General features: G+C 63.3%; 15 protein-coding genes. 7 read left to right on the plus strand and 8 right to left on the minus strand.

Annotated elements, in window-relative coordinates:
• Positions 1–25: 25 nt before the first annotated feature.
• The 4 genes from AC72UB_RS03440 to xdhA are packed head-to-tail and all read right to left on the minus strand — an operon-like array spanning position 26 to position 6,219.
• Positions 26–1,555 (minus strand): ABC transporter ATP-binding protein, encoded by a 1,530-nt coding sequence (locus AC72UB_RS03440; protein ID WP_505188527.1) that lies wholly within the window; start codon positions 1,553–1,555, stop codon positions 26–28.
• Positions 1,552–2,487, minus strand: coding sequence for a xanthine dehydrogenase accessory protein XdhC (xdhC, locus tag AC72UB_RS03445; RefSeq protein ID WP_505188528.1), 936 nt, complete (start codon positions 2,485–2,487; stop codon positions 1,552–1,554). The genes AC72UB_RS03440 and xdhC overlap by 4 nt, the downstream gene beginning before the upstream one ends.
• Positions 2,480–4,828 carry a xanthine dehydrogenase molybdopterin binding subunit gene (gene xdhB, locus AC72UB_RS03450; protein ID WP_505188529.1) on the minus strand — a complete coding sequence of 783 codons (2,349 nt, stop codon included), beginning with the start codon at positions 4,826–4,828 and terminating at the stop codon, positions 2,480–2,482. The genes xdhC and xdhB overlap by 8 nt, the downstream gene beginning before the upstream one ends.
• Positions 4,825–6,219 carry a xanthine dehydrogenase small subunit gene (xdhA, locus tag AC72UB_RS03455; protein WP_505188530.1) on the minus strand — a complete coding sequence of 465 codons (1,395 nt, stop codon included), beginning with the start codon at positions 6,217–6,219 and terminating at the stop codon, positions 4,825–4,827. The genes xdhB and xdhA overlap by 4 nt, the downstream gene beginning before the upstream one ends.
• 259 nt (positions 6,220–6,478) lie before the next feature.
• Here xdhA and dnaE point away from each other — a divergent pair, with 259 nt between their 5' ends.
• The gene (gene dnaE, locus AC72UB_RS03460; protein ID WP_505188531.1) at positions 6,479–9,976 is read left to right on the plus strand and encodes a DNA polymerase III subunit alpha; all 3,498 of its coding nucleotides are present in this window, start codon (positions 6,479–6,481) and stop codon (positions 9,974–9,976) included.
• 1 nt (position 9,977) lies between these two features.
• A complete protein-coding gene (locus tag AC72UB_RS03465; protein ID WP_505188532.1) occupies positions 9,978–10,388 on the plus strand; it encodes a GFA family protein in 411 nt (136 codons plus the stop codon).
• A gap of 173 nt (positions 10,389–10,561) precedes the next feature.
• Here the strand turns inward: AC72UB_RS03465 and AC72UB_RS03470 are convergent, their stop codons facing one another.
• A complete protein-coding gene (locus AC72UB_RS03470) occupies positions 10,562–11,611 on the minus strand; it encodes an AbrB family transcriptional regulator (RefSeq protein WP_505188533.1) in 1,050 nt (349 codons plus the stop codon).
• 9 nt (positions 11,612–11,620) lie between these two features.
• Positions 11,621–11,812 carry a SlyX family protein gene (locus AC72UB_RS03475; protein ID WP_505188845.1) on the minus strand — a complete coding sequence of 64 codons (192 nt, stop codon included), beginning with the start codon at positions 11,810–11,812 and terminating at the stop codon, positions 11,621–11,623.
• An 81-nt stretch (positions 11,813–11,893) separates the two neighbouring features.
• Between AC72UB_RS03475 and hisS the strand changes: the two genes are divergently transcribed.
• The 3 genes from hisS to hisG all read left to right on the plus strand — a co-directional run bounded on the left by hisS (position 11,894) and on the right by hisG (position 15,334).
• Positions 11,894–13,393: a histidine--tRNA ligase gene (hisS, locus tag AC72UB_RS03480; protein ID WP_505188534.1), complete on the plus strand. Its 1,500-nt coding sequence runs from the start codon at positions 11,894–11,896 to the stop codon at positions 13,391–13,393.
• 139 nt (positions 13,394–13,532) lie between these two features.
• Positions 13,533–14,636 (plus strand): ATP phosphoribosyltransferase regulatory subunit, encoded by a 1,104-nt coding sequence (locus AC72UB_RS03485; RefSeq protein WP_505188535.1) that lies wholly within the window; start codon positions 13,533–13,535, stop codon positions 14,634–14,636.
• Positions 14,630–15,334: an ATP phosphoribosyltransferase gene (hisG, locus tag AC72UB_RS03490; protein WP_505188536.1), complete on the plus strand. Its 705-nt coding sequence runs from the start codon at positions 14,630–14,632 to the stop codon at positions 15,332–15,334. The genes AC72UB_RS03485 and hisG overlap by 7 nt, the downstream gene beginning before the upstream one ends.
• Here the strand turns inward: hisG and AC72UB_RS03495 are convergent.
• Entirely contained in the window at positions 15,331–16,203 is an 873-nt protein-coding gene (locus tag AC72UB_RS03495) for a DMT family transporter (protein ID WP_505188537.1), read from the minus strand. The two genes, hisG and AC72UB_RS03495, sit on opposite strands and share 4 nt — an antisense overlap.
• A gap of 98 nt (positions 16,204–16,301) precedes the next feature.
• Between AC72UB_RS03495 and AC72UB_RS03500 the strand changes: the two genes are divergently transcribed.
• A complete protein-coding gene (locus AC72UB_RS03500; RefSeq protein ID WP_463289418.1) occupies positions 16,302–16,649 on the plus strand; it encodes a hypothetical protein in 348 nt (115 codons plus the stop codon).
• Positions 16,650–16,663: 14 nt separating this feature from the next.
• Here AC72UB_RS03500 and AC72UB_RS03505 read toward each other — a convergent pair whose 3' ends face one another.
• The gene (locus tag AC72UB_RS03505; RefSeq protein ID WP_463289433.1) at positions 16,664–17,095 is read right to left on the minus strand and encodes a DUF1489 family protein; all 432 of its coding nucleotides are present in this window, start codon (positions 17,093–17,095) and stop codon (positions 16,664–16,666) included.
• A 134-nt stretch (positions 17,096–17,229) separates the two neighbouring features.
• Between AC72UB_RS03505 and AC72UB_RS03510 the strand changes: the two genes are divergently transcribed.
• Positions 17,230–19,506 carry an adenosylcobalamin-dependent ribonucleoside-diphosphate reductase gene (locus tag AC72UB_RS03510; RefSeq protein WP_505188538.1) on the plus strand — a complete coding sequence of 759 codons (2,277 nt, stop codon included), beginning with the start codon at positions 17,230–17,232 and terminating at the stop codon, positions 19,504–19,506.
• The last annotated feature ends 80 nt before the right edge of the window (positions 19,507–19,586 follow it).

Below are 19,586 nucleotides of genomic sequence, written 5' to 3' on the forward strand. Positions count from 1 at the left end.
CTTCGAAGAAAATTGGCGGCGAGCGTCAGACATGGACCACCTCCATGCCATGCGCGCCGCCCATCATCAGGCCAATCTGATCCACCGTCAGCCCCTTCACCGGGCGCGGGCTGGTCAGCCGCCCCTCATTCAACACCGCAAAGCTGTCGGCAATTTCCAAAAGCTCATCAAGGTCTTGGCTGATAACCACCACAGCGGCCCCTTCGGCGGCACGGTCCAAAATGGCCTGCCGGATCGCCGCCGCGGCGGCGGCATCGACGCCCCATGTCGGCTGATTGATGACAATCACATCGGGGTTTTGCATCAACTCTCGCCCGATGACGAATTTCTGCAAATTGCCACCCGACAACGCCCGTGCGGCCACATGGCTGCCGGGGGTGCGCACGTCATAAGTCTTGATGATCTCATCGGCAAAGGCACGGGACGCATCCCAATCGACAAAGCCGTTCTTGACCAGCCCCTTGCGGACACCGCCGGTCAGAAAGGCGTTTTCGACCAAAGACATATCCGGTGCCGCCGCATGGCCCAAACGGTCCTCAGGCGCCATCACAAACCCAATCCCGCGCCGCGCGGCCGGGCCCATATTCCCCACCGCCACGCCCGTCGCGCTGATCTGGCCCGCGCCGGATTTGATCTCGCCCGACAGCGCCAGCAAAAGCTCGTCCTGCCCATTGCCCGCCACTCCGGCAATGCCCAAAATCTCGCCGCGCTTCACGGTAAAGGTCACATCCTTCAGGCTCGTGCCAAAGGGAATGGGCGAGGGGGCCGACAAACCCTTCACCTCCAGCGCCGCATGATCGCCACCCCAATCCTTGGGCGCAGGGCGCTCCGGCGGAGTCAGCGTCGCGCCCACCATCATCTCGGCCAATTCCCGCGCGGTGGAGGCCTTGGGGTCCGCCGTCCCCACCACCTTGCCGCGTCGCAAAATTGTGGCGGCATCACACAGCGCCCGGATTTCCTCGAGCTTGTGCGAGATATACAAGATCGCCGTCCCCTCCGCCGCCAACTGGCGCAGGGTCTTGAACAGAATCTCCACCTCTTGCGGCGTCAGCACGCTCGTCGGCTCGTCCATGATCAACAGCTTAGGGTCCTGCAACAGGCAGCGAATGATCTCCACCCGCTGACGCTCCCCGGCTGACAGATCGCCCACCATACGGGCAGGGTCCAAAGGCAGGCCGTAATCCTCCGACACCGATTTGATCCGCGCCGCCAGCGCCTTCATCGGCGGCGGGTTTTCCATCCCAAGGGCGACATTCTCGGCGACACTCAGCGCCTCAAAGAGGCTGAAATGCTGAAACACCATCGCCACGCCCGTGGCCCGCGCCACGCGCGGCGCGGCGGGGGCATAGGCGGCCCCCTTCCACGTCATTTGCCCACTATCGGGCTTCACCAGACCATAGATCATCTTGACCATGGTCGATTTGCCCGCGCCGTTTTCGCCCAAAAGGCAATGCACCTCACCTTCGCGAATGGCAAAGCTGACATCGGAATTGGCCACCACGCCGGGATAGGCTTTGGTGATGCCCTCCACCTGCAAAAGGATGGGACGTGTCATGTTCCAGTGGTCTCCATCAGCAGGGCGTCTGGGCGGCGGGACAGAAAGGCGCTGGCCACGCCAATGGCAATGGCCTGAGGATGCTTCCCTAAGGAAGGATTGCCGATCGGGCAATCTATTCGCGCGATAGATTGGGTCGAATGGCCCAATGCGCCCAACCGCGCCCGAAACCGCGCCCATTTGGTGGCCGATCCGATCAAGCCGCAGGCGGAAAAGCCATGGGTCAAGAGCCGGTGGCACAGATCAAGGTCCAGCGCGTGGCTGTAGGTCAGGATCAGATGCTCGGCGTCTTTCGGGGCCAAGGCCACGGCAAGGCCGGTGTCCGGCACCGGCAAGGCGCGGGCCGTGTCGGGCAGGGTTTCGGGAAAGCGGTCAGGCGCGGTATCGACCCAAGTGATCGCCAAACCGGGCAGGGGGGCCAGCACCTCCACCAGCGCCCGGCCCACATGGCCCGCACCCCAGACCCAAAGTTGGCGCGTCGGGCGGGCCACGGGCTCCAACATCCAGCCTTGCAAAAGCTGCGGGCTGGGCATCATCCCTTGGCCCCGCGCTCGGTCGATCAGGCGCTTCACCGCCAAAGGCATGGCGCTGCCGTCCACCGCCCGCGCAATCACATCGCCCGCGTCAGGCAAGTTTTGCGCGTCATACACTTCTGTCAACAGCGTCACCGCCCCACCGCAGCACTGGCCGAGCGAGGGGCCAAGCGCCTCATGGTCCAGCCGTGCGCCGCCCGCGCCCAGCATCGCCCGCGCCCGGGTCGCAGCCTGAAACTCAAGCGCGCCGCCGCCGATGGTGCTCGATTGGCCCCCCGCCCAAACCAGCATCGCCGCCCCCACCTCACGCGGGGAGGATCCTTTGACATCGGCAATCACCACACGAGCCACGGTCCCGTGCTGGACGACGGCTGTGCTCAGCGCGTCCAGATCAAACATGGCCCTGCTGCCTTCTGACGGCCATCAGCACCCGCTCCGCCGTGGCCGGTGCATCCAGCGCGACATAAGTCGATCCATCGCCACAGGCCGCAATCGCATCGGACAGCGCAAAAAGCGCCGAGATGCCCAGCATGAACGGCGGCTCGCCCACCGCCTTCGATTTGCCGATGGTGTCCTCGCGGTTGGGCTTGCCCCAAAGCGCCACGTTGAACACATCAGGGCGGTCCGAACAGGCGGGGATCTTGTAGGTGCTGGGCGCGTGCGTCGTCAGCATCCCCTTGCCGTTCCACACCAATTCCTCGGTCGTGAGCCACCCCGCGCCTTGCACATAGGCCCCCTCAACCTGCCCGATATCCAGATCGGGGTTCAGGCTGGTGCCAGTGTCATGCAACAAATCCGCCCGCAAAATCCGGTTTTCCCCGGTCAGCGTGTCGATCACCACCTCAGTCACCGCCGCGCCATAGGCGAAGTAAAGGAACGGGCGGCCCTTGCCCTTGACCCGGTCCCAAGTGATTTTCGGCGTGGCGTAATAGCCCGTGGACGACAGCGAAATGCGCGCCTGATAGGCCCAGGCGGCGACCTGGGCAAAGCCGTACTCTTCGCCTGCCACCCGCACCTGACCGTCCGCGAACTTGACCGACCCCACCGCCACCCCGTGCTTGTCTGCGATAAACGCCGCCATCCGCGCCTTGATCGTCTCGCAGGCCGCGCGTGTCGCCATCCCGTTCAGGTCCGACCCAGACGAGGCCGCCGTGGCCGAGGTATTGGGCACCTTCGACGTATCGGTGGCGGTGATCTTCACCGCGCCAGTCTCCACCCCGAACACATCGGCCGCCACCTGCGCCACCTTCTGGTTCAGACCCTGCCCCATCTCGGTGCCGCCATGGTTCAGGATGATCGACCCGTCCTGATAGACATGCACCAAGGCTCCGGCTTGGTTCAGCCATGTCAGCGTAAAGGAAATCCCGAACTTCACCGGCGTCAGCGCAATGCCGCGCTTGAAGATCGGATTATTGCTATTCCAAGCCGCAATTTCGGCCTTTCGAGCGCGGTAATTGCTGGTTTTCTCCAACTCCGCCACCAGCTCATGGCCGATGAAATCCTCCACCTCCATATGGAAGGGCGTCGTTTGGGGTTGCGAATTGACAGGTGAATTTGGCCCGCCATAGCGCTGGCCCGTCCCCGGCCCACCTGCCCCGTTGGAGTGGTAAAAGTTCAAAAGACGCACATCCAAAGGCTCACGGCCCACGGCTTGGGCCACGTGATCCAAGACGCGCTCCATCCCCACCATCCCTTGCGGTCCGCCAAAGCCGCGGTAGGCGGTGGCGCTTTGGGTGTTGGTGCGCAGCCGGTGGCTTTCGATCCGGACATCGCTCAGGTGATAGCAATTGTCGGCATGCAGCATGGCGCGGTCCGCCACCGGCAAAGACAGATCCTGAGACCAGCCGCAGCGGAAGAGGTGCGTAAACTCCACCCCCAAGATCCGCCCTTCACCATCATGGCCGACGCGATACTTGATCCGCAGATCATGCCGCTTGCCGGTGATCATCATGTCATCGTCGCGGTCATAGCGCATCTTGCAGGCGCGCCCCGTGGCATGCGCCGCCATGGCGCAGGCGATGGCCAAAGCGTTGCCTTGAGATTCCTTGCCGCCAAAGCCGCCGCCCATCCGACGCGTCTCGACCCGCACCGCCGACATCGGCAGATGCAGCGCATGGGCCACCTTATGCTGAATCTCGGTCGGATGCTGGGTGGAGGAGACAATCGACACCCCCCCATCATCACCGGGCAGGGCAAAGGCGACCTGACCTTCGAGATAGAAATGCTCCTGCCCGCCCACCTCAAAACTGCCTTCGGTCACAAGGGGCGCGCGGGCGATGGCGCTGGTGGCATCGCCTTTGGTCCAGACCACCGGGCCTTGCTCAAAGCGCGAATTGGCGGCCAACGCCTGATCCACCGTCAAAAGCGCAGGCAGTTCATCATAGGCCACGCGGCCCAGCCGTGCTGCCTTCCTCGCGGCCAAGTGGCTCTCGGCCACGACGAGGAAAATCGGCTGACCAATGTAATGCACCCTGCCCGTGGCCAACAAAGGCTCATCATGCACCGAAGGTGAGCAATCGGGCATCTCCGGCCAATCCGCAGCCGAAAACACCGCCACCACGCCGGGGGCGGCACGCACCGCGGCAAGGTCCATTTCGGTGATCACGCCATGGGCGCAATTCGACAGACCAAAGGCCAGATGCAGCGCCCCCGCAGGCAAAGGCACATCATCGGCATAGCGGGCGGCCCCCGTCACATGCAAAGGCGCGCTATCATGCGGCAGCGATTTTCCCATGCTCATGGCTGCACCTCCAGCACCGAGACCGGGGTTCCGGCAAGGTCATGGGCATAGCGCGTCAGCATGTTCTGCGCGGTGATCAGGCGATAGGCGGCCGAGGCGCGCATGTCGGTCATGGGCTGGTAATCGGCCGCCATCGCCGCGCGCGCGGCGGCAATCGTGGCCTCGCTCCACGGCTGGCCGATCAGCGCCGCCTCAGCCGCGCGCGCGCGCTTCGGTGTGCCCGCCATACCGCCAAAGGCGATGCGGGCTTTTGTCACTTTTCCGGACTCAATGGTCACATGAAAGGCCCCACAGACCGCCGAGATGTCTTGATCGAACCTTTTCGACAGTTTGTAGACCCGCAGCGCCGGGGCGCTGACAGGGATGGAAACCGCCTCGACGAACTCGCCCGGCTGGCGGTCTTGGCGGCGGTACTCGAGGAAGAAGTCTTCCAAAGGCAGATCCCGGCGCTGCGCCCCGCGGCGAAGATGCAAGGTCGCCCCCATCGCAATCAAGGGCGGCGGGCCGTCGCCGATGGGCGAGCCATTGGCGATATTGCCGCCGATCGTGGCCGCATTGCGGACCTGCAGGCTGGCATAGCGGCGCAGGATCTCGGCAAAGGACGGATGCAGGGGGATCATCGCCTGCAACAAGGCCTCAATCGTCACCCCTGCGCCGATCCGCAAGGTGTCGCCCTGCCGGTCGATGCGGTTGAGATCAGCAAGCTGGCCAAGGAAGGTGGGCTTCGGCAAATCGCGCAGCTGTTTGGTGACCCAAAGCCCGACATCCGTGGCCCCGGCGATCAGGGTGGCGTCGGGGTTGGCGGCGTACCAATCGGCAAACGCATCAAGGTCGCGTGGGCTGAGATGTCCGGGGGCCGTCTGCCCCCGGGCCCCCGAGGATATTTGCGCCACGTTGAAGGCATCGGTTTGCATCCAGTCCGGCACCGGGGCGGTCTCTGCGGCTTGGGCGGCGCGGATGATTGGGGCATAGCCGGTGCAGCGGCAGAGGTTGCCCGCAAGCACGGTGTCATGGTCTTGGCGACCCGTCAGGTGGCCCACCGCCATCGAGACGCAAAACCCCGGCGTGCAGAACCCGCATTGGCTGCCGTGATGGGCGACCATGGCGGTTTGCACCGGGTGGTGTTCGCCTTTGGGGCCGCAGAGCCCCTCAACCGTGCGGACGGCTTTGCCATCGAGTTGCGGCAAAAACAGGATGCAGGCGTTCAGGGCGCAGCCGCCGCTTTCATCGGTCACCATCACGGTGCAAGCGCCGCAATCGCCCTCATTGCAGCCCTCTTTGGTGCCGCACAGGCCTTTTGTCTCGCGCAAATAGTCCAAAAGTGTCTGCGTCGGCGCCTGCGGCACAACGCGGACCGGCGTTCCGTTCAACAGAAACGCGATCTCTGACATGGTCTAACCCGCCGCCTTCTCCCCGGTTCAGGCATTTTGCGCGTCCGCCCGATGCGGCGTAAAGCGGATCACGCGCCTGATGTGGCATTTTGCCTTTTTCTGAACCGCCATGAAGCCCGGGACGGCAGATTCTGGCAAGCGCTAACTTTCCTGAATTGGCGAAAGCAGCTTCTGGTTTGGCCATCAAATGCCATCTCATTCGGCGCGGGCCCTCTGCCGGGCCTTTCGCCGCCGCCACCGCTTCGCTAGGCTGGCCAGCATGACAGCCCCGCGATTCATTCACCTGCGCGTCCATACCGAGCATTCGCTGTTGGAAGGCGCGATGCCGGTGAAAAAGCTGGTCAAGGCCTGTGCCGCCGCTGAAATGCCCGCGGTGGCGGTGACCGACACCAACAACATGTTTGCCGCGCTGGAGTTTTCGGTGCTGGCCAAGGATGCGGGCTTGCAGCCGATTGTGGGCTGTCAGATCTCGGTTGCCCATGATCCTGCCATGCCCGGCGAAAAGCCCCGTGCGCCTGCGCCGCTCGTTCTTCTGGCGCAGAACGAGGCGGGCTACATGAACCTGATGAAGCTGAACTCTTGCCTATATCTCGGCAAGGGCGGGCAGTTGCCGCAGGTGACTTTGGACGAATTGGCCGACCATGCCGAGGGGCTGATCTGCCTGACCGGCGGGCCGGATGGTCCCTTGGGTCGTTTGCTGGCGGCGGGGCAGGGCGCCAAGGCCCGCGCGGTTTTGGAGCGGTTGGCGGCGATCTATCCGCAGCGGCTGTATGTCGAATTGCAGCGGCACCCCGGTGAGGGCGGCCGCCTGCCCGAGGCTGAGGCGCGGTCCGAACGTGGGCATATCGAATTTGCCTATGAGATGGGTCTGCCCTTGGTGGCGACCAATGACGTCTACTTCCCGAAATCTGACATGTATGAGGCGCATGACGCGCTGATCTGCATTGCCGAGGGTGCCTATGTTGACCAGCAAGAACCGCGCCGTCGCCTGACCCCACAGCATTACTTCAAGACCGAAGCCGAGATGGCGACCCTCTTCGCCGATCTGCCCGAGGCGTTAGAAAACACGGTGGAGATCGCGCAGCGCTGTGCCTTCATGGCCTACAAACGCGCGCCGATCTTGCCGAAATTCGCGGATGATGAGGTCGAAGAACTGCGCCGTCAGGCGTTTGAAGGCTTGGAAAAGCGGCTCGCCGTCATCCCGCTGGCCGCCCCGCGTGAAGAATACATCGCCCGGCTGACCTTTGAAGTCGATATCATCGAAAAGATGGGCTTCCCCGGCTATTTCCTGATCGTGGCCGATTTCATCAAATGGGCCAAGCAGCATGACATTCCGGTGGGGCCAGGCCGCGGTTCGGGGGCAGGGTCGCTTGTCGCCTATGCGCTGACCATCACCGACCTTGATCCCCTGCGCTATGCCCTGCTGTTCGAACGCTTCCTTAACCCCGAACGCGTCTCGATGCCCGACTTCGACATCGACTTTTGCATGGATCGCCGGGAAGAGGTGATCCAATACGTGCAAGAGAAATACGGCCGCGACAAGGTGGCCCAGATCATCACCTTTGGCGCGCTTTTGTCCAAGGCCGCCGTGCGCGATGTGGGCCGGGTCTTACAAATGTCCTATGGGCAGGTGGACCGGCTGTCGAAAATGATCCCGGTCGAAGGGGTGAAACCGGTTTCCATCACCAAGGCGCTGGCCGATGAACCCCGCCTGCGCGAGGCCGCCAAGGAAGAGGTGGTGGGCCGCCTTCTGACCTATGCGCAGGAAATCGAAGGGCTCTACCGCAACGCCTCCACCCATGCCGCAGGTGTGGTGATCGGCGACCGGCCCTTGGACGAATTGGTCCCCCTTTACCAAGACCCCCGCTCGGACATGCCCGCCACCCAGTTCAACATGAAATGGGTCGAAGCGGCGGGGCTGGTCAAATTCGACTTTCTCGGTCTGAAAACCCTGACCGTCATTCAAAACGCCATCCAGCAGATCCGCGCCTCGGGCCGCGCCTTGCATGAGGCTCCCGATGGCCGCCGCCTTTATGATCCGCCGACAGGTGCGGAAAATGACATCGGCCATATCCCCTTGGACGACAAGGCGACCTATGACCTTTACGCCGCCGCCAAAACCGTGGCCGTGTTTCAGGTGGAAAGCTCAGGCATGATGGACGCGCTTCGGCGCATGAAACCCACCTGCATCGAAGATATCGTGGCGCTTGTCGCCCTTTATCGTCCCGGCCCGATGGAAAACATCCCGACCTATTGCGAGGTCAAGCACGGGCTGAAACCGCTGGAGTCGATCCATCCGACGATTGACCATATCCTCTCAGAAACCCAAGGCATCATCGTCTACCAAGAACAGGTGATGCAGATCGCGCAGGTCATGGGCGGCTATTCCCTTGGCGGGGCTGACCTTCTGCGCCGCGCGATGGGGAAAAAGATCGCCGAGGAAATGGCCAAGGAACGGCCCAAATTCATCGAAGGCTGCAAGGTCACCCACAACATCGACGCCAAGAAATCGGGCGAGGTGTTCGACCTTCTCGAAAAATTCGCCAACTACGGCTTCAACAAATCCCACGCCGCAGCTTACGCCGTGGTCAGCTATCAAACCGGCTGGCTCAAGGCCAATCACCCGGTGGAATTCATGTCCGGCGTGATGAATTGCGATATTCATCTGACCGACAAGCTGGCGGTGTATAAGCGCGAACTCGACAAGATGGGCATCAAGGTGGTGGCGCCTTGCGTCAACGCCTCTGCCGCGACCTTTACCGTAACAGATCAGGCACTGGTCTACGCGCTGGGCGCGCTGAAAAACGTGGGCGTTGATGCGATGGGTCTCATCGTCGCCGCCCGAAAAACCGAAACCGGCGCGGACAAGCCCTTCGCCACGCTCTTCGACTTTGCCCGCCGGGTGGACCTCAAACGCGTGGGCAAGCGCCCCTTGGAAATGCTGGCCCGCGCAGGCGCTTTTGACCAGTTGGAACCCAACCGCGCCCGCGTGTTCGAGGCGCTCGACGGCCTCGTCGCCTATTCCGCCGCGATCCATGAGGCGAAGGCCTCGAACCAAGTCAGTCTCTTTGGTGACAGTGGCTCCGACATCCCCGAACCGCGCCTGCCCTTCCGCGATGACTGGCTGCCGGTCGAACGGCTGGGCCATGAACATCAGGCGGTGGGCTTCTACCTCTCCGGCCACCCCTTGGATGACTATATGTCCGCGCTCAAACGCAAGGACGTGAAAACTCTGGCCGAGATCACCGCCCGCGCCGCCAACGGGCCCTTCGTGGGCAAGCTGGCCGGGTCGGTCGCCTCCAAACAGGAACGAAAAAGCGCCAAGGGCAACCGCTTTGCCTTTGTGCAGCTGTCTGATCCGACCGGGCTATACGAGGTCACCGTCTTCTCTGACGTGCTGGAGCAGGCGCGCGATTATCTCGAACCCGGCCGCAATGTGGTCTTGACTGTCAAGGTCGATCCCGATGGCGATGGGGTAAAGCTTCTGGCCAATGGCGTGCAGCCAATCGACGTCGTGGCCGAAAGCGCCGGGGCGCAGGCCATCCGCATCCATCTCAACCGCAGCGAGGCCGTGGCCTCACTTGCCGCCCTTCTGGCCAAGCTCGAAGGCCGCACCCGCGCCGAGGTGACGCTCTGCCTGCCTGACGATCAGGGCCGCGAGATTGATGTGACGCTGCCCGCCGCCTATCCGGTCACACCGCAAGTCCGGGGCGCGATCAAGGCGATGCAGGGCGTCGTGTTGGTCGAGGATATCTGACATGACCCGCGTTACCGCCGAAAAGGTGACAACGGGCGGCTGCCTCTGCGGCGGTCTGCGCTTCACGGCGCGGGGTGAACCTTACCGCGTCGGCCTCTGCCATTGCCTCGACTGCCGCAAGAACCACGGCACGCTGTTTCACGGATCTGCCATCTTCCCCGAAACCGCCGTCACCGTGACGGGCGAGGCCCGCGACTATCAGCGCCGCTTTTTCTGCCCCACCTGCGGCTCTCCGGTCTATGCCCATTTCGACGATGAGATCGGCATCAACCTTGGTGCCTTCGACGCCCCCGACACCTTCCGCCCAACCTATGAGCTCTGGACGGTCCGCCGCGAGGGCTGGCTGCCCGAATTTCCGCTGGCCCAACATTACCCCAAGAACCGCGAAGGCACTGGCCGGACCGAGGAGTGACGCAGTCATCGACGAGGTGGCCGATAGGGCGGCCGATTCGCCGCCATGGTTAACCCAAGCCGCGCTCGCCCCGTGTCGGGACAGATGCCAGACGCGTGCCATACACTTGCCAGACGCTTGCAAGACGTGGGCGCGCCGCCATGCTCAGGCATGAATGATGCGTTCTCAATAGCTTACAGCAGCCGCTGACCCAACTTGGCAAAACTGATCGCCAGCACAATGCGCAAGACATGATGGACCGTCACATAGATCACCGACACGTTCAAACTCAGCGCCACCAAGCTCATCTCGGCCAAGCCACCGGGCGCAAAAGCAAGAAATGCCGCGGACAGCGGTTCACCTGCCAGCCAATGCACAAGTTCGGCAAAGCCAAAAGCGAGAACCAGCGCCAAAGCCCCATTAAGCAGTGCCAGCCCGCCACACCGCACCAAGAGCGCGCGGCTCATGCCGACAAAACGCACGCCCAGTCCGACGCCAAGTATAACTTGTGTGATCGAAATCAGCCAGGCTGGCGGAATTGCCTGCACCAAACCGGTGACATGCAAGAGGGCTGAAAACAGCAAAGGACCAGTAATGATGTAGCCTGGCAAGCGCAGGGCTTTGCCCACGTACGTTCCGACGATAGCCGCCGCCAGCATGCCTGCTGCATCCTGCCATGTGATGGGGGCTGATGCGCCAACCATGGCGGTTCCTGCCGCCGATCCAACGGCATTTCCGGTCAGAGCCCAGAAGATGATCGGTACAGCGATAATGGTCAAAATCAACCGCAGCGTTTGCAAGGTGATCAGCACGCGAGCATCCGCTCCCGCCTCTTCGCCCATCTGCACGCTTTCAATCAACCCACCGGGAATAGAGGAATAAAACGCGTCAATGCGTTGCAAACCACCCCAGCGATAAACGAAAAAACCCAACAGATGCGCCAGAGGTACGAAGACCAACAAGGCGGCGAGGGACGGCCCCCAGCCTAACGCCGCGCGTGCCACCTCTGGTGTAAAGGCCCCGCCGATGGCGACGCCAATCACCGGAACGAACGAAAACCGCAGCCGGGCGGGCAGGGTCAGCGGGCGGCCAAAGGGCTTAATGTCAAGCGCAGCCAGCACTCCGACCAACACCATCGAGCCCAAAAGATAACCCAAGGGCAGGCCTGCGGTTTGGGCGGCGATACCGCCCACAGTCCCAATTACCAAAGTGAGCGCTAGTGCCCTCAGATCAACTTTCATCATCCGTATCACCTACCAATGCGGCGGCGGCACATTGGCCTCGGCCGACCCCATGCCCATCGACTCACGCTCTGCCTCGCGCTCCATCAGCATCTGCACCCGCCGCGTCAGGGTGTCGATCTCGCGTGCTTGCGCGGCCACCACATCTGACAAATCCTCGACCGTTCGGATCAGATGCGCGACGCGTTCTTCCAAGCTGACCAGTCGTTCCATCTCTCATCCGCCGCTTGCCGTATCTTGCCCCCTTCGTTAGAGGAAGTGCCAAGCGATGCAAGGTGCAATACCATGTCCGATGGAAAAAACACGGATGGCAAACTCCGCCGTCCAAAGGCCGAAACCCCGAAAGGCTTCCGCGATTACTTTGGGGCAGAAGTGACCGAACGCAAAGCGATGCTGGATGCGATCACCGGCGTCTATCATCGCTATGGCTTTGATCCCTTGGAGACATCGGCGGTTGAGACGGTCGAAGCGCTGGGCAAGTTCCTGCCCGACGTGGATCGCCCGAATGAAGGCGTCTTTGGCTGGCAGGATGAAGATGCCGACTGGCTCGCACTCCGCTATGACCTGACCGCCCCCTTGGCGCGGGTGGCAGCCCAGTTCCGCAATGATCTGCCCTCGCCCTATCGGCGCTATGCGATGGGCCCGGTCTGGCGCAATGAAAAGCCCGGTCCGGGGCGGTTTCGTCAGTTTTATCAATGCGATGCCGATACGGTCGGATCAGGGTCCGTCGCCGCCGACGCCGAGATTTGCGCCATGCTGTCCGATGCTTTGGAGGTCGTCGGCATCCCGCGCGGCGACTATGTCGTCAAGGTCAACAACCGCAAGGTTCTGAACGGGGTGATGGAGGTGGCCGGGGTGCTCGACCCCTCCGACCCCGAGCGTTTCACCCACGAGCGCGGCATCGTCCTGCGCGCCATCGACAAGATTGATCGGCTGGGGGATGAGGGCGTGCGTGCCCTTCTGGGCGCAGGCCGCAAGGACGAGTCCGGCGATTTCACTAAGGGTGCCGGGCTGTCAGCCGAGCAGGCCGAGGTTGTCATGGGCTTTGTCTCAGCCAAGCGCGACACTGGGGCCGCGACAGTGGCGCGTTTGCGCGAGTTGGTCGGCGCCTCGGTCATCGGGGCCGAAGGCGTGGACGAGTTGGAGCAGATCGCGGATCTCTTGGACCGTCAGGGCTATGGCGCGGACCGGATCGTGCTGGATCCGGGCGTGGTGCGGGGCCTCGGCTACTACACCGGCCCGGTCTATGAGGCCGAACTCACCTTTGAAATCCTTGACGAAAAAGGCCGCAAGCGGCAGTTCGGCTCGGTCGCCGGGGGCGGGCGCTATGACGATCTGGTCAAGCGCTTTACCGGGCAGTCGGTGCCGGCAACAGGCGTCTCCATTGGTGTGGATCGCCTCCTTGCCGCGCTGCGTGCCAAGGGTCGCACCTCGGGCGCATCAGTCGGCCCTGTCGTGGTCACCGTGATGGACCGCGACCGGATGGCCGATTACATGGCCATGGTGGCCGATCTGCGCAATGCAGGCATCCGGGCCGAGGTGTACTTGGGCAACCCCAAGAACTTCGGCAACCAGTTGAAATACGCTGACAAACGGCAAAGCCCGGTCGCGGTGATCCAAGGCGGGAACGAGGCCGACAAGGGCACGGTCATTCTGAAAGACCTGATCCTTGGCGCGCAGATTGCCCAGAATGCCACGCTCGAAGAATGGAAAGACCGCCCGGCGCAGGTGGAAATCGCCCGCGCCGATCTGGTGGCCGAAGTGCGGAAAATGCTGGGGCAATGATGCTGCGGTTCACCCCCCCTCCCTCTCCCTCCCCCGCAAGGGGGGAGGGAAGCGCCTGCCCTTCAAGGGTCGCGCCTCCCCTCCCCCTTTGTGGGGAGGGGCTGGGGGTGGGGGTCAACGCGCCTGCCGGAGACACCGAATGACGACCAAGCCCGCCATTCGTGCCGAAGCGGAGCGGCTTTACGCCGCCTTTCTGGCCGCAGGGGCCGTCCCGGTGGACACTGACATCCTGCAGCCCGCCGAGACGCTTCTGGACCTTTACGGCGAGGATATCCGCGCGCGCGCCTATGTCACCCATGACCCCCTGCGCGGCGAGATGATGCTGCGACCTGACTTCACCGTACCCGTGGTGCAGGCCCATATGGCGCATGGCGCCGACCCCGCGCGCTATGCCTATATGGGCGAGGTGTTTCGCAAGCAGGACCATTTGGGCACCCGCGCCAGCGAGTATTTGCAAGTCGGGTTTGAGGTGTTCGACCGCGCCGCCCCCGAGGCCGCCGATGCCGAGGTGTTCGCGCTTTTTTCCCAGTGTCTTCAGGGCCTTGGCCTGCGTGCCGTCACGGGCGACATCGGCATTCTGATGGCCGCTGTCCGGGGTCTTGACACCACGCCGCGCCGCAAGACCGCGCTTTTGCGCCACATCTGGCGGCCCAAACGCTTTCGCGCGCTCTTGGACCGGTTTGCAGGGCGTGCACCCACACCGCCCGCCCGCGCTCAGCTTTTGGAGAAGCTCGCCAAGGGCAGCCCGGCCGATCTGATCGCGGCAGCGGCCCCCCTGATTGGCCTGCGCGGCGAGGAGGAGATCGCCGCCCGCGCCGCCGCGCTGATCGAAGACGCCAGCGCCAAGCCGATTGCGGCGACCGAAGCGGCGCTGCTCTATGACCTTCTGGGCCTGCAAGCCCCGGCCGAGGCCGCGCTTGACCACCTTCGCGGCATCACGCCTCTGTTGCCCGCCATTGCGGGCGCGGTGGACCGCTTTGCCACCCGGTTGGCAGCGCTGAAGGCGCGCGGCATCGACACGGGCGCGCTGCCCTTTGAGGCAAGCCTTGGCCGCACCACGATGGAATATTACGATGGGTTCACCTTCGCCTTCGTCGGCCCCGCCGATCTGCCCCCTCTGGCCAGCGGTGGGCGCTATGATGCGCTGACGGCGGTCTTGGGGCAGGGGCGGTCTATCCCGGCGGTGGGGGGGATCATCCGGCCAAATCTTGTGGCTGCGCTAAAGGGGGCCACAAGATGTTGAAAATCGGCGTGCCGTCCAAGGGCCGGCTGATGGAGAAAACCTTTGACTGGTTCGGCGCGCGTGGGGTTGCCATGCAGCGCACCGGCAATGAGCGGGAGTATTCCGGCGCGGTTCAAGGGGTTGAGGGGGTGGAACTGGTCCTGCTTTCCGCCGGAGAAATTCCGCGCGAATTGTCGGCGGGACGCATTCACCTTGGCGTCACCGGGTCGGACCTTGTGCGCGACAAGCTGGCCGATTGGAACATGCAGGTGGCGGAACTGGCCGCTTTGGGCTTTGGCCATGCCGATCTGATCGTCGCGGTGCCGGATGCATGGATTGATGTCGACACGCTGGATGATCTGGACGCCGCCGCCGGGGCGTTTCGCGCCGGGTACGGGCATCGCTTGCGGATTGCCACCAAATATCACCGCCTTGTGCGCGAGTTTCTGACAGCCCATGGCGTGGCCGACTATCAACTGGTCGACAGCCAAGGGGCCACCGAAGGCACGGTCAAGAACCTGACCGCCGAGGCCGTGGCGGATATCACCTCAACCGGTGAGACCCTGCGGGCGAACCATCTGAAAATCCTGTCCGACGGGCTGATCCACCAAAGCCAGGCGACGCTTTACGCCGCCCGCGCAGCGGATTGGACTGAGGCCAGCGCCGTTTTGCACAGTTTGGCCAAGCGGCTGGGTCTGGCGGTTCCCGAGGGGCTTTAGCCCGGCTTGCGGCTGACCAGCGCCACCCCGAGCCCAGCCAGCGCCATCCCAGCCCAAGCGGCGGGGGGCATCACCTCGCCCAACAGCGGCCATGCGCAGAGCGCCGCCAGTGCGGGCACAAGGTAGAACAGCGACGAGACGCGGGCGACCTCTCCGGCGCGGATCATGGCCAGCAGAAGCGACATCGCCAAAAGCGAATTGGCCAGCACAAGATAGGCCATGGCCCAGATGAATTCGGCGTCCCACGCAATCGCCATGCTTTCGCTGATCCATGCGGCGGGCAGGCAGAACCCTGCGCCCACGGCATATTGGATGAGATTGGCCGAGACCGGGTGATGCGTCACGCCAAAGCGCTTTTCATAAAGCGTGCCGGCCGTGATGCCCAACAGCGCGAGAAAGGTCATCACCACGCCAAAGGTGTTTTCCACCGCCACAGCCGAGCGTCCAAAGATCGCCAAAGCCGCCCCGGCCAGCCCAAGCGCGAGGCCCACCCAGCCCCAGCGTCCAATGTGTTCGCCCACCAAACGCGGCGCCACCAGCGCCACCAGAATGGGTTGCAGGCAAACGATGATCGCCACCGCGCCTGCCGACACACCGGATTTGAAGGCAACGTAGCACAGGCCGAAATAGACCACCTGAATAAGAAAGCCGACCACCGCCACATCCAGCACCCCGCGCCGCGAGGGCATGGGCGGGCGCAGCACCAATGCCACCGGGATCAGCAATAGCAAAACAAGGCAATAGCGCAGGGCCAGAACCGTCAGCGGTGCGGCATGGGAAACGGCGATCTTGGCCACGGCAAAGCCCGCCGACCACAGGATCAGAAAGACGACAGGGGCGGCGATGAGCCAAAGAGGGCGCTGGGTCATGTCGGCTGTTTGGCGCGCCGCCCCCGCAATGGCAAGCCATCTTGACGCAGGTTCGTTCTGATCTAGCTCTCGACGGCCATACAAAGGATCACACACCCATGCGCACTCTGACCATTCTTGCTGCCGTTCTGCTTGCCGCCCCTGCCTTTGCCCAAGACCTTGCCACCGGCGACGCCATCAAGGCGGCTGTTTCGGGCAACACCATTCAGGGCAGCATGACCAGCTCTGGCCCCTACGCCGAGTTCTATGCCGAAGACGGCACCGTCAAGGGCGACGGCTACACCGCCGTCTGGGCGATCGTCGGCGATACCATGTGCTGGACCTATGAAGGCGCCGAGCAGGATTGCTGGGGCGTCAAGATCGCGGCCGATCAGGTGACTTGGATCAAAGACGGCGCTGAAGGCGGCACCGGCACCATCGTGGCCGGGAACGCGAACAACTTCTGATCGCCAAACCCCGCTTAGCGCAGGCCGATTTCGGCCAAGGCTTGGGCAAGGCTGGGCGGCAGTTTGTCGTCCAGCGCCCGGCCCTTGGGCAGATCGCGCGGGCTGTCGGCGGGGTCAAGATAGCGCCAGCCCTGAAAGGGGCGGCGCGCAGCACCCTCGGTGCGGATCACCTCGGCATCCAAGACCAGCGCGCATCGGGCAATGCCATCAGACCCGCGCCGTTCGTCCAGCGCCACAATCCGCTGGCGGGCCGTGATGACCCCCTTGATCACCCAGTAAAGCGACCCGCCCGCGAGGATTTCATCGGCGCGTTTGGGCCACATACGGGTGACATGTTCGGCGGTGCCGGGGGCCCAGTGCGGGGCGTTGCGAACCTGCCAGTCGATCAAATCTTCGACCGAGTCCGCACCCACGCAGAGCTTGATGATATTCAGATGATCCACGATTCCCCCAAGGTCGGCATTACGGCCAGAATTAGGGCGCAGCGCAAGACTCTCAAGTCTTGCCCGGCCCGGCTGATGGGCGTATCTTGGGGGTTCGCCTGTCTCCACCCACAATAGAATCCTCAAAGGACTGCCAGATGTCGCCGTTTTCCGCCCCCATTGCCGAAGCCATCTGGGACATGAAGTACCGCTTCAAAGAGGCGGATGGCACCCCGATTGACCGCACGGTGGAGGACAGCTGGCGCCGCATCGCCCGCGCTTTGGCCGAGGTCGAGGCAGAGCCGAAGGTCTGGGAAGAGCGGTTTTATGGCGCGCTTTCGGGGTTCAAATTCCTGCCCGCAGGTCGCATCACGGCGGGCGCTGGCACGGGGCGGAATGTGACGCTGTTCAACTGCTTTGTCATGGGCACCGTCCCGGACAGCATGGGCGGCATTTTCGACGGGCTGAAAGAGGCCGCGCTGACCATGCAGCAGGGTGGCGGCATCGGCTATGACTTTTCCACCATCCGCCCGCGCGGGGCCGAGGTGAAGGGTGTGGCGGCGGATGCTTCGGGCCCCTTGTCGTTCATGGATGTCTGGGACGCGATGTGCCGCACCATCATGTCTGCGGGCTCGCGCCGCGGGGCTATGATGGCCACCATGCGCTGCGACCACCCCGATGTTGAGGCGTTCATCGAGGCCAAGAAAGACCCCGCGCGCCTGCGGATGTTCAACCTGTCGGTGCTGGTCACTGATCCCTTCATGGATGCGGTCAAGGCCGATGGCCCTTGGGAGTTGGTGTTCGATGGCCGCGTCTATCGCACCGTTCAGGCGCGCGATCTGTGGAACAAGATCATGCGCAACACCTATGATTTTGCCGAGCCGGGCGTGATCTTTATCGACCGGATCAACAAGGCCAACAACCTTGGCTACGCCGAAACCATCGCCGCGACCAACCCCTGTGGCGAGCAGCCCCTGCCGCCCTATGGTGCCTGCCTGCTCGGGTCGATCAACATGGCCACGCTGGTCACCGCGCCGTTTACCGCTGAGGCGGAGATGGACCCCAAGGCGCTGGCCGATCTGGTGCGCCTTGCCGTGCGGATGATGGACAATGTGGTGGACGCCAGCCGCTTCCCCTTGCCCCAGCAAGAGGCCGAGGCGCGCGCCAAGCGCCGCATTGGCCTTGGCGTCACGGGTCTGGCCGATGCGCTGTTGATGCTGGGTCTGCGCTATGGCAGCCCCGAGGCCGCCGCGCAGACCGAAAAGTGGATGCATGCGATTGCGCGGGCCTCGTACATGGCCTCGGTTGATCTGGCTAAAGAAAAGGGCGCCTTCCCGCTGTTTGACGCCAAGGGCTATCTGGCCTCGGGCAACATGATGCAGATGGACGCTGATGTGCGCGACGCCATCGCAACCCACGGCATCCGCAACGCGCTGTTGACCTCGATCGCGCCGACCGGGACGATTTCGCTGTATGCGGGCAATGTCAGTTCCGGGATCGAGCCGGTCTTTGCCTATGCCTACACCCGCAAGGTGCTGCAAAAAGATGGCAGCCGCACAGAAGAAGAGGTGGTCGATTACGCCGTGCGGCTGTGGCGTGAGTTGAAGGGCGACGCGCCCTTGCCCGATTACTTCGTCAACGCTCAAACCCTGCCGCCCTTGGACCATGTGCGGATGCAGGCGGCGGCGCAGAAATGGGTCGATTCCTCGATTTCCAAGACCATCAACTGCCCCGAAGACATCTCCTTTGACGCCTTCAAAGAGGTCTATATGGCCGCTTGGGACCAAGGCTGCAAAGGCTGCACGACCTATCGCCCGAATGACGTGACAGGCTCGGTTCTGTCGGTGTCTGAGTCCAGCGACAAGACCCCGTCCGAAGCCCCGGCACAAGCGCATGGTGGTGAGGTGATTTATCTCTCTGAACCCTTGGAACGCCCGGCGGCGCTGGAAGGCCATACCTACAAGGTGAAATGGCCGGGGTCGGAACATGCGCTTTATATCACCGTCAATGATGTGGTGATTTCCGGCCACCGCCGCCCGTTTGAGGTGTTCATCAACTCCAAGAACATGGAGCATTTCGCCTGGACGGTGGCCCTGACGCGGATGATCTCAGCCGTGTTCCGGCGCGGGGGGGATATCTCCTTTGTCGTGGAAGAGCTGAAAGCCGTGTTCGACCCGCGCGGTGGGGCCTGGATGGAAGGGCGCTATATCCCGTCGATCCTGGCCGCCATCGGTGGGGTGATCGAACGCCACCTGATCGCCATTGGCTTCATTGAGGGCGAGGGGCTGGGTCTGAAATCCGATCCCAAGGCCGAGGTGATGGTGGTGGGCGGCAGCCCGCGCGGGGCAGCTTGCCCGTCTTGCGGCAGCTATGCCATGCAGATGAAAGAGGGCTGCATGACCTGCAACGACTGCGGCCATTCGAAGTGCGGCTAAGCCCTTCGGGGAGGGTGTCGACGGCCGGTTAACCCAACTGCGCTGCGGCAGTTTGGCGTGTCCATTCTGTTGACAACTCG

Origin of the sequence: Allotabrizicola aquatica (SeqCode), from assembly GCF_965194375.1 — a bacterium.
GTDB lineage: Bacteria > Pseudomonadota > Alphaproteobacteria > Rhodobacterales > Rhodobacteraceae > Tabrizicola_A > Tabrizicola_A aquatica.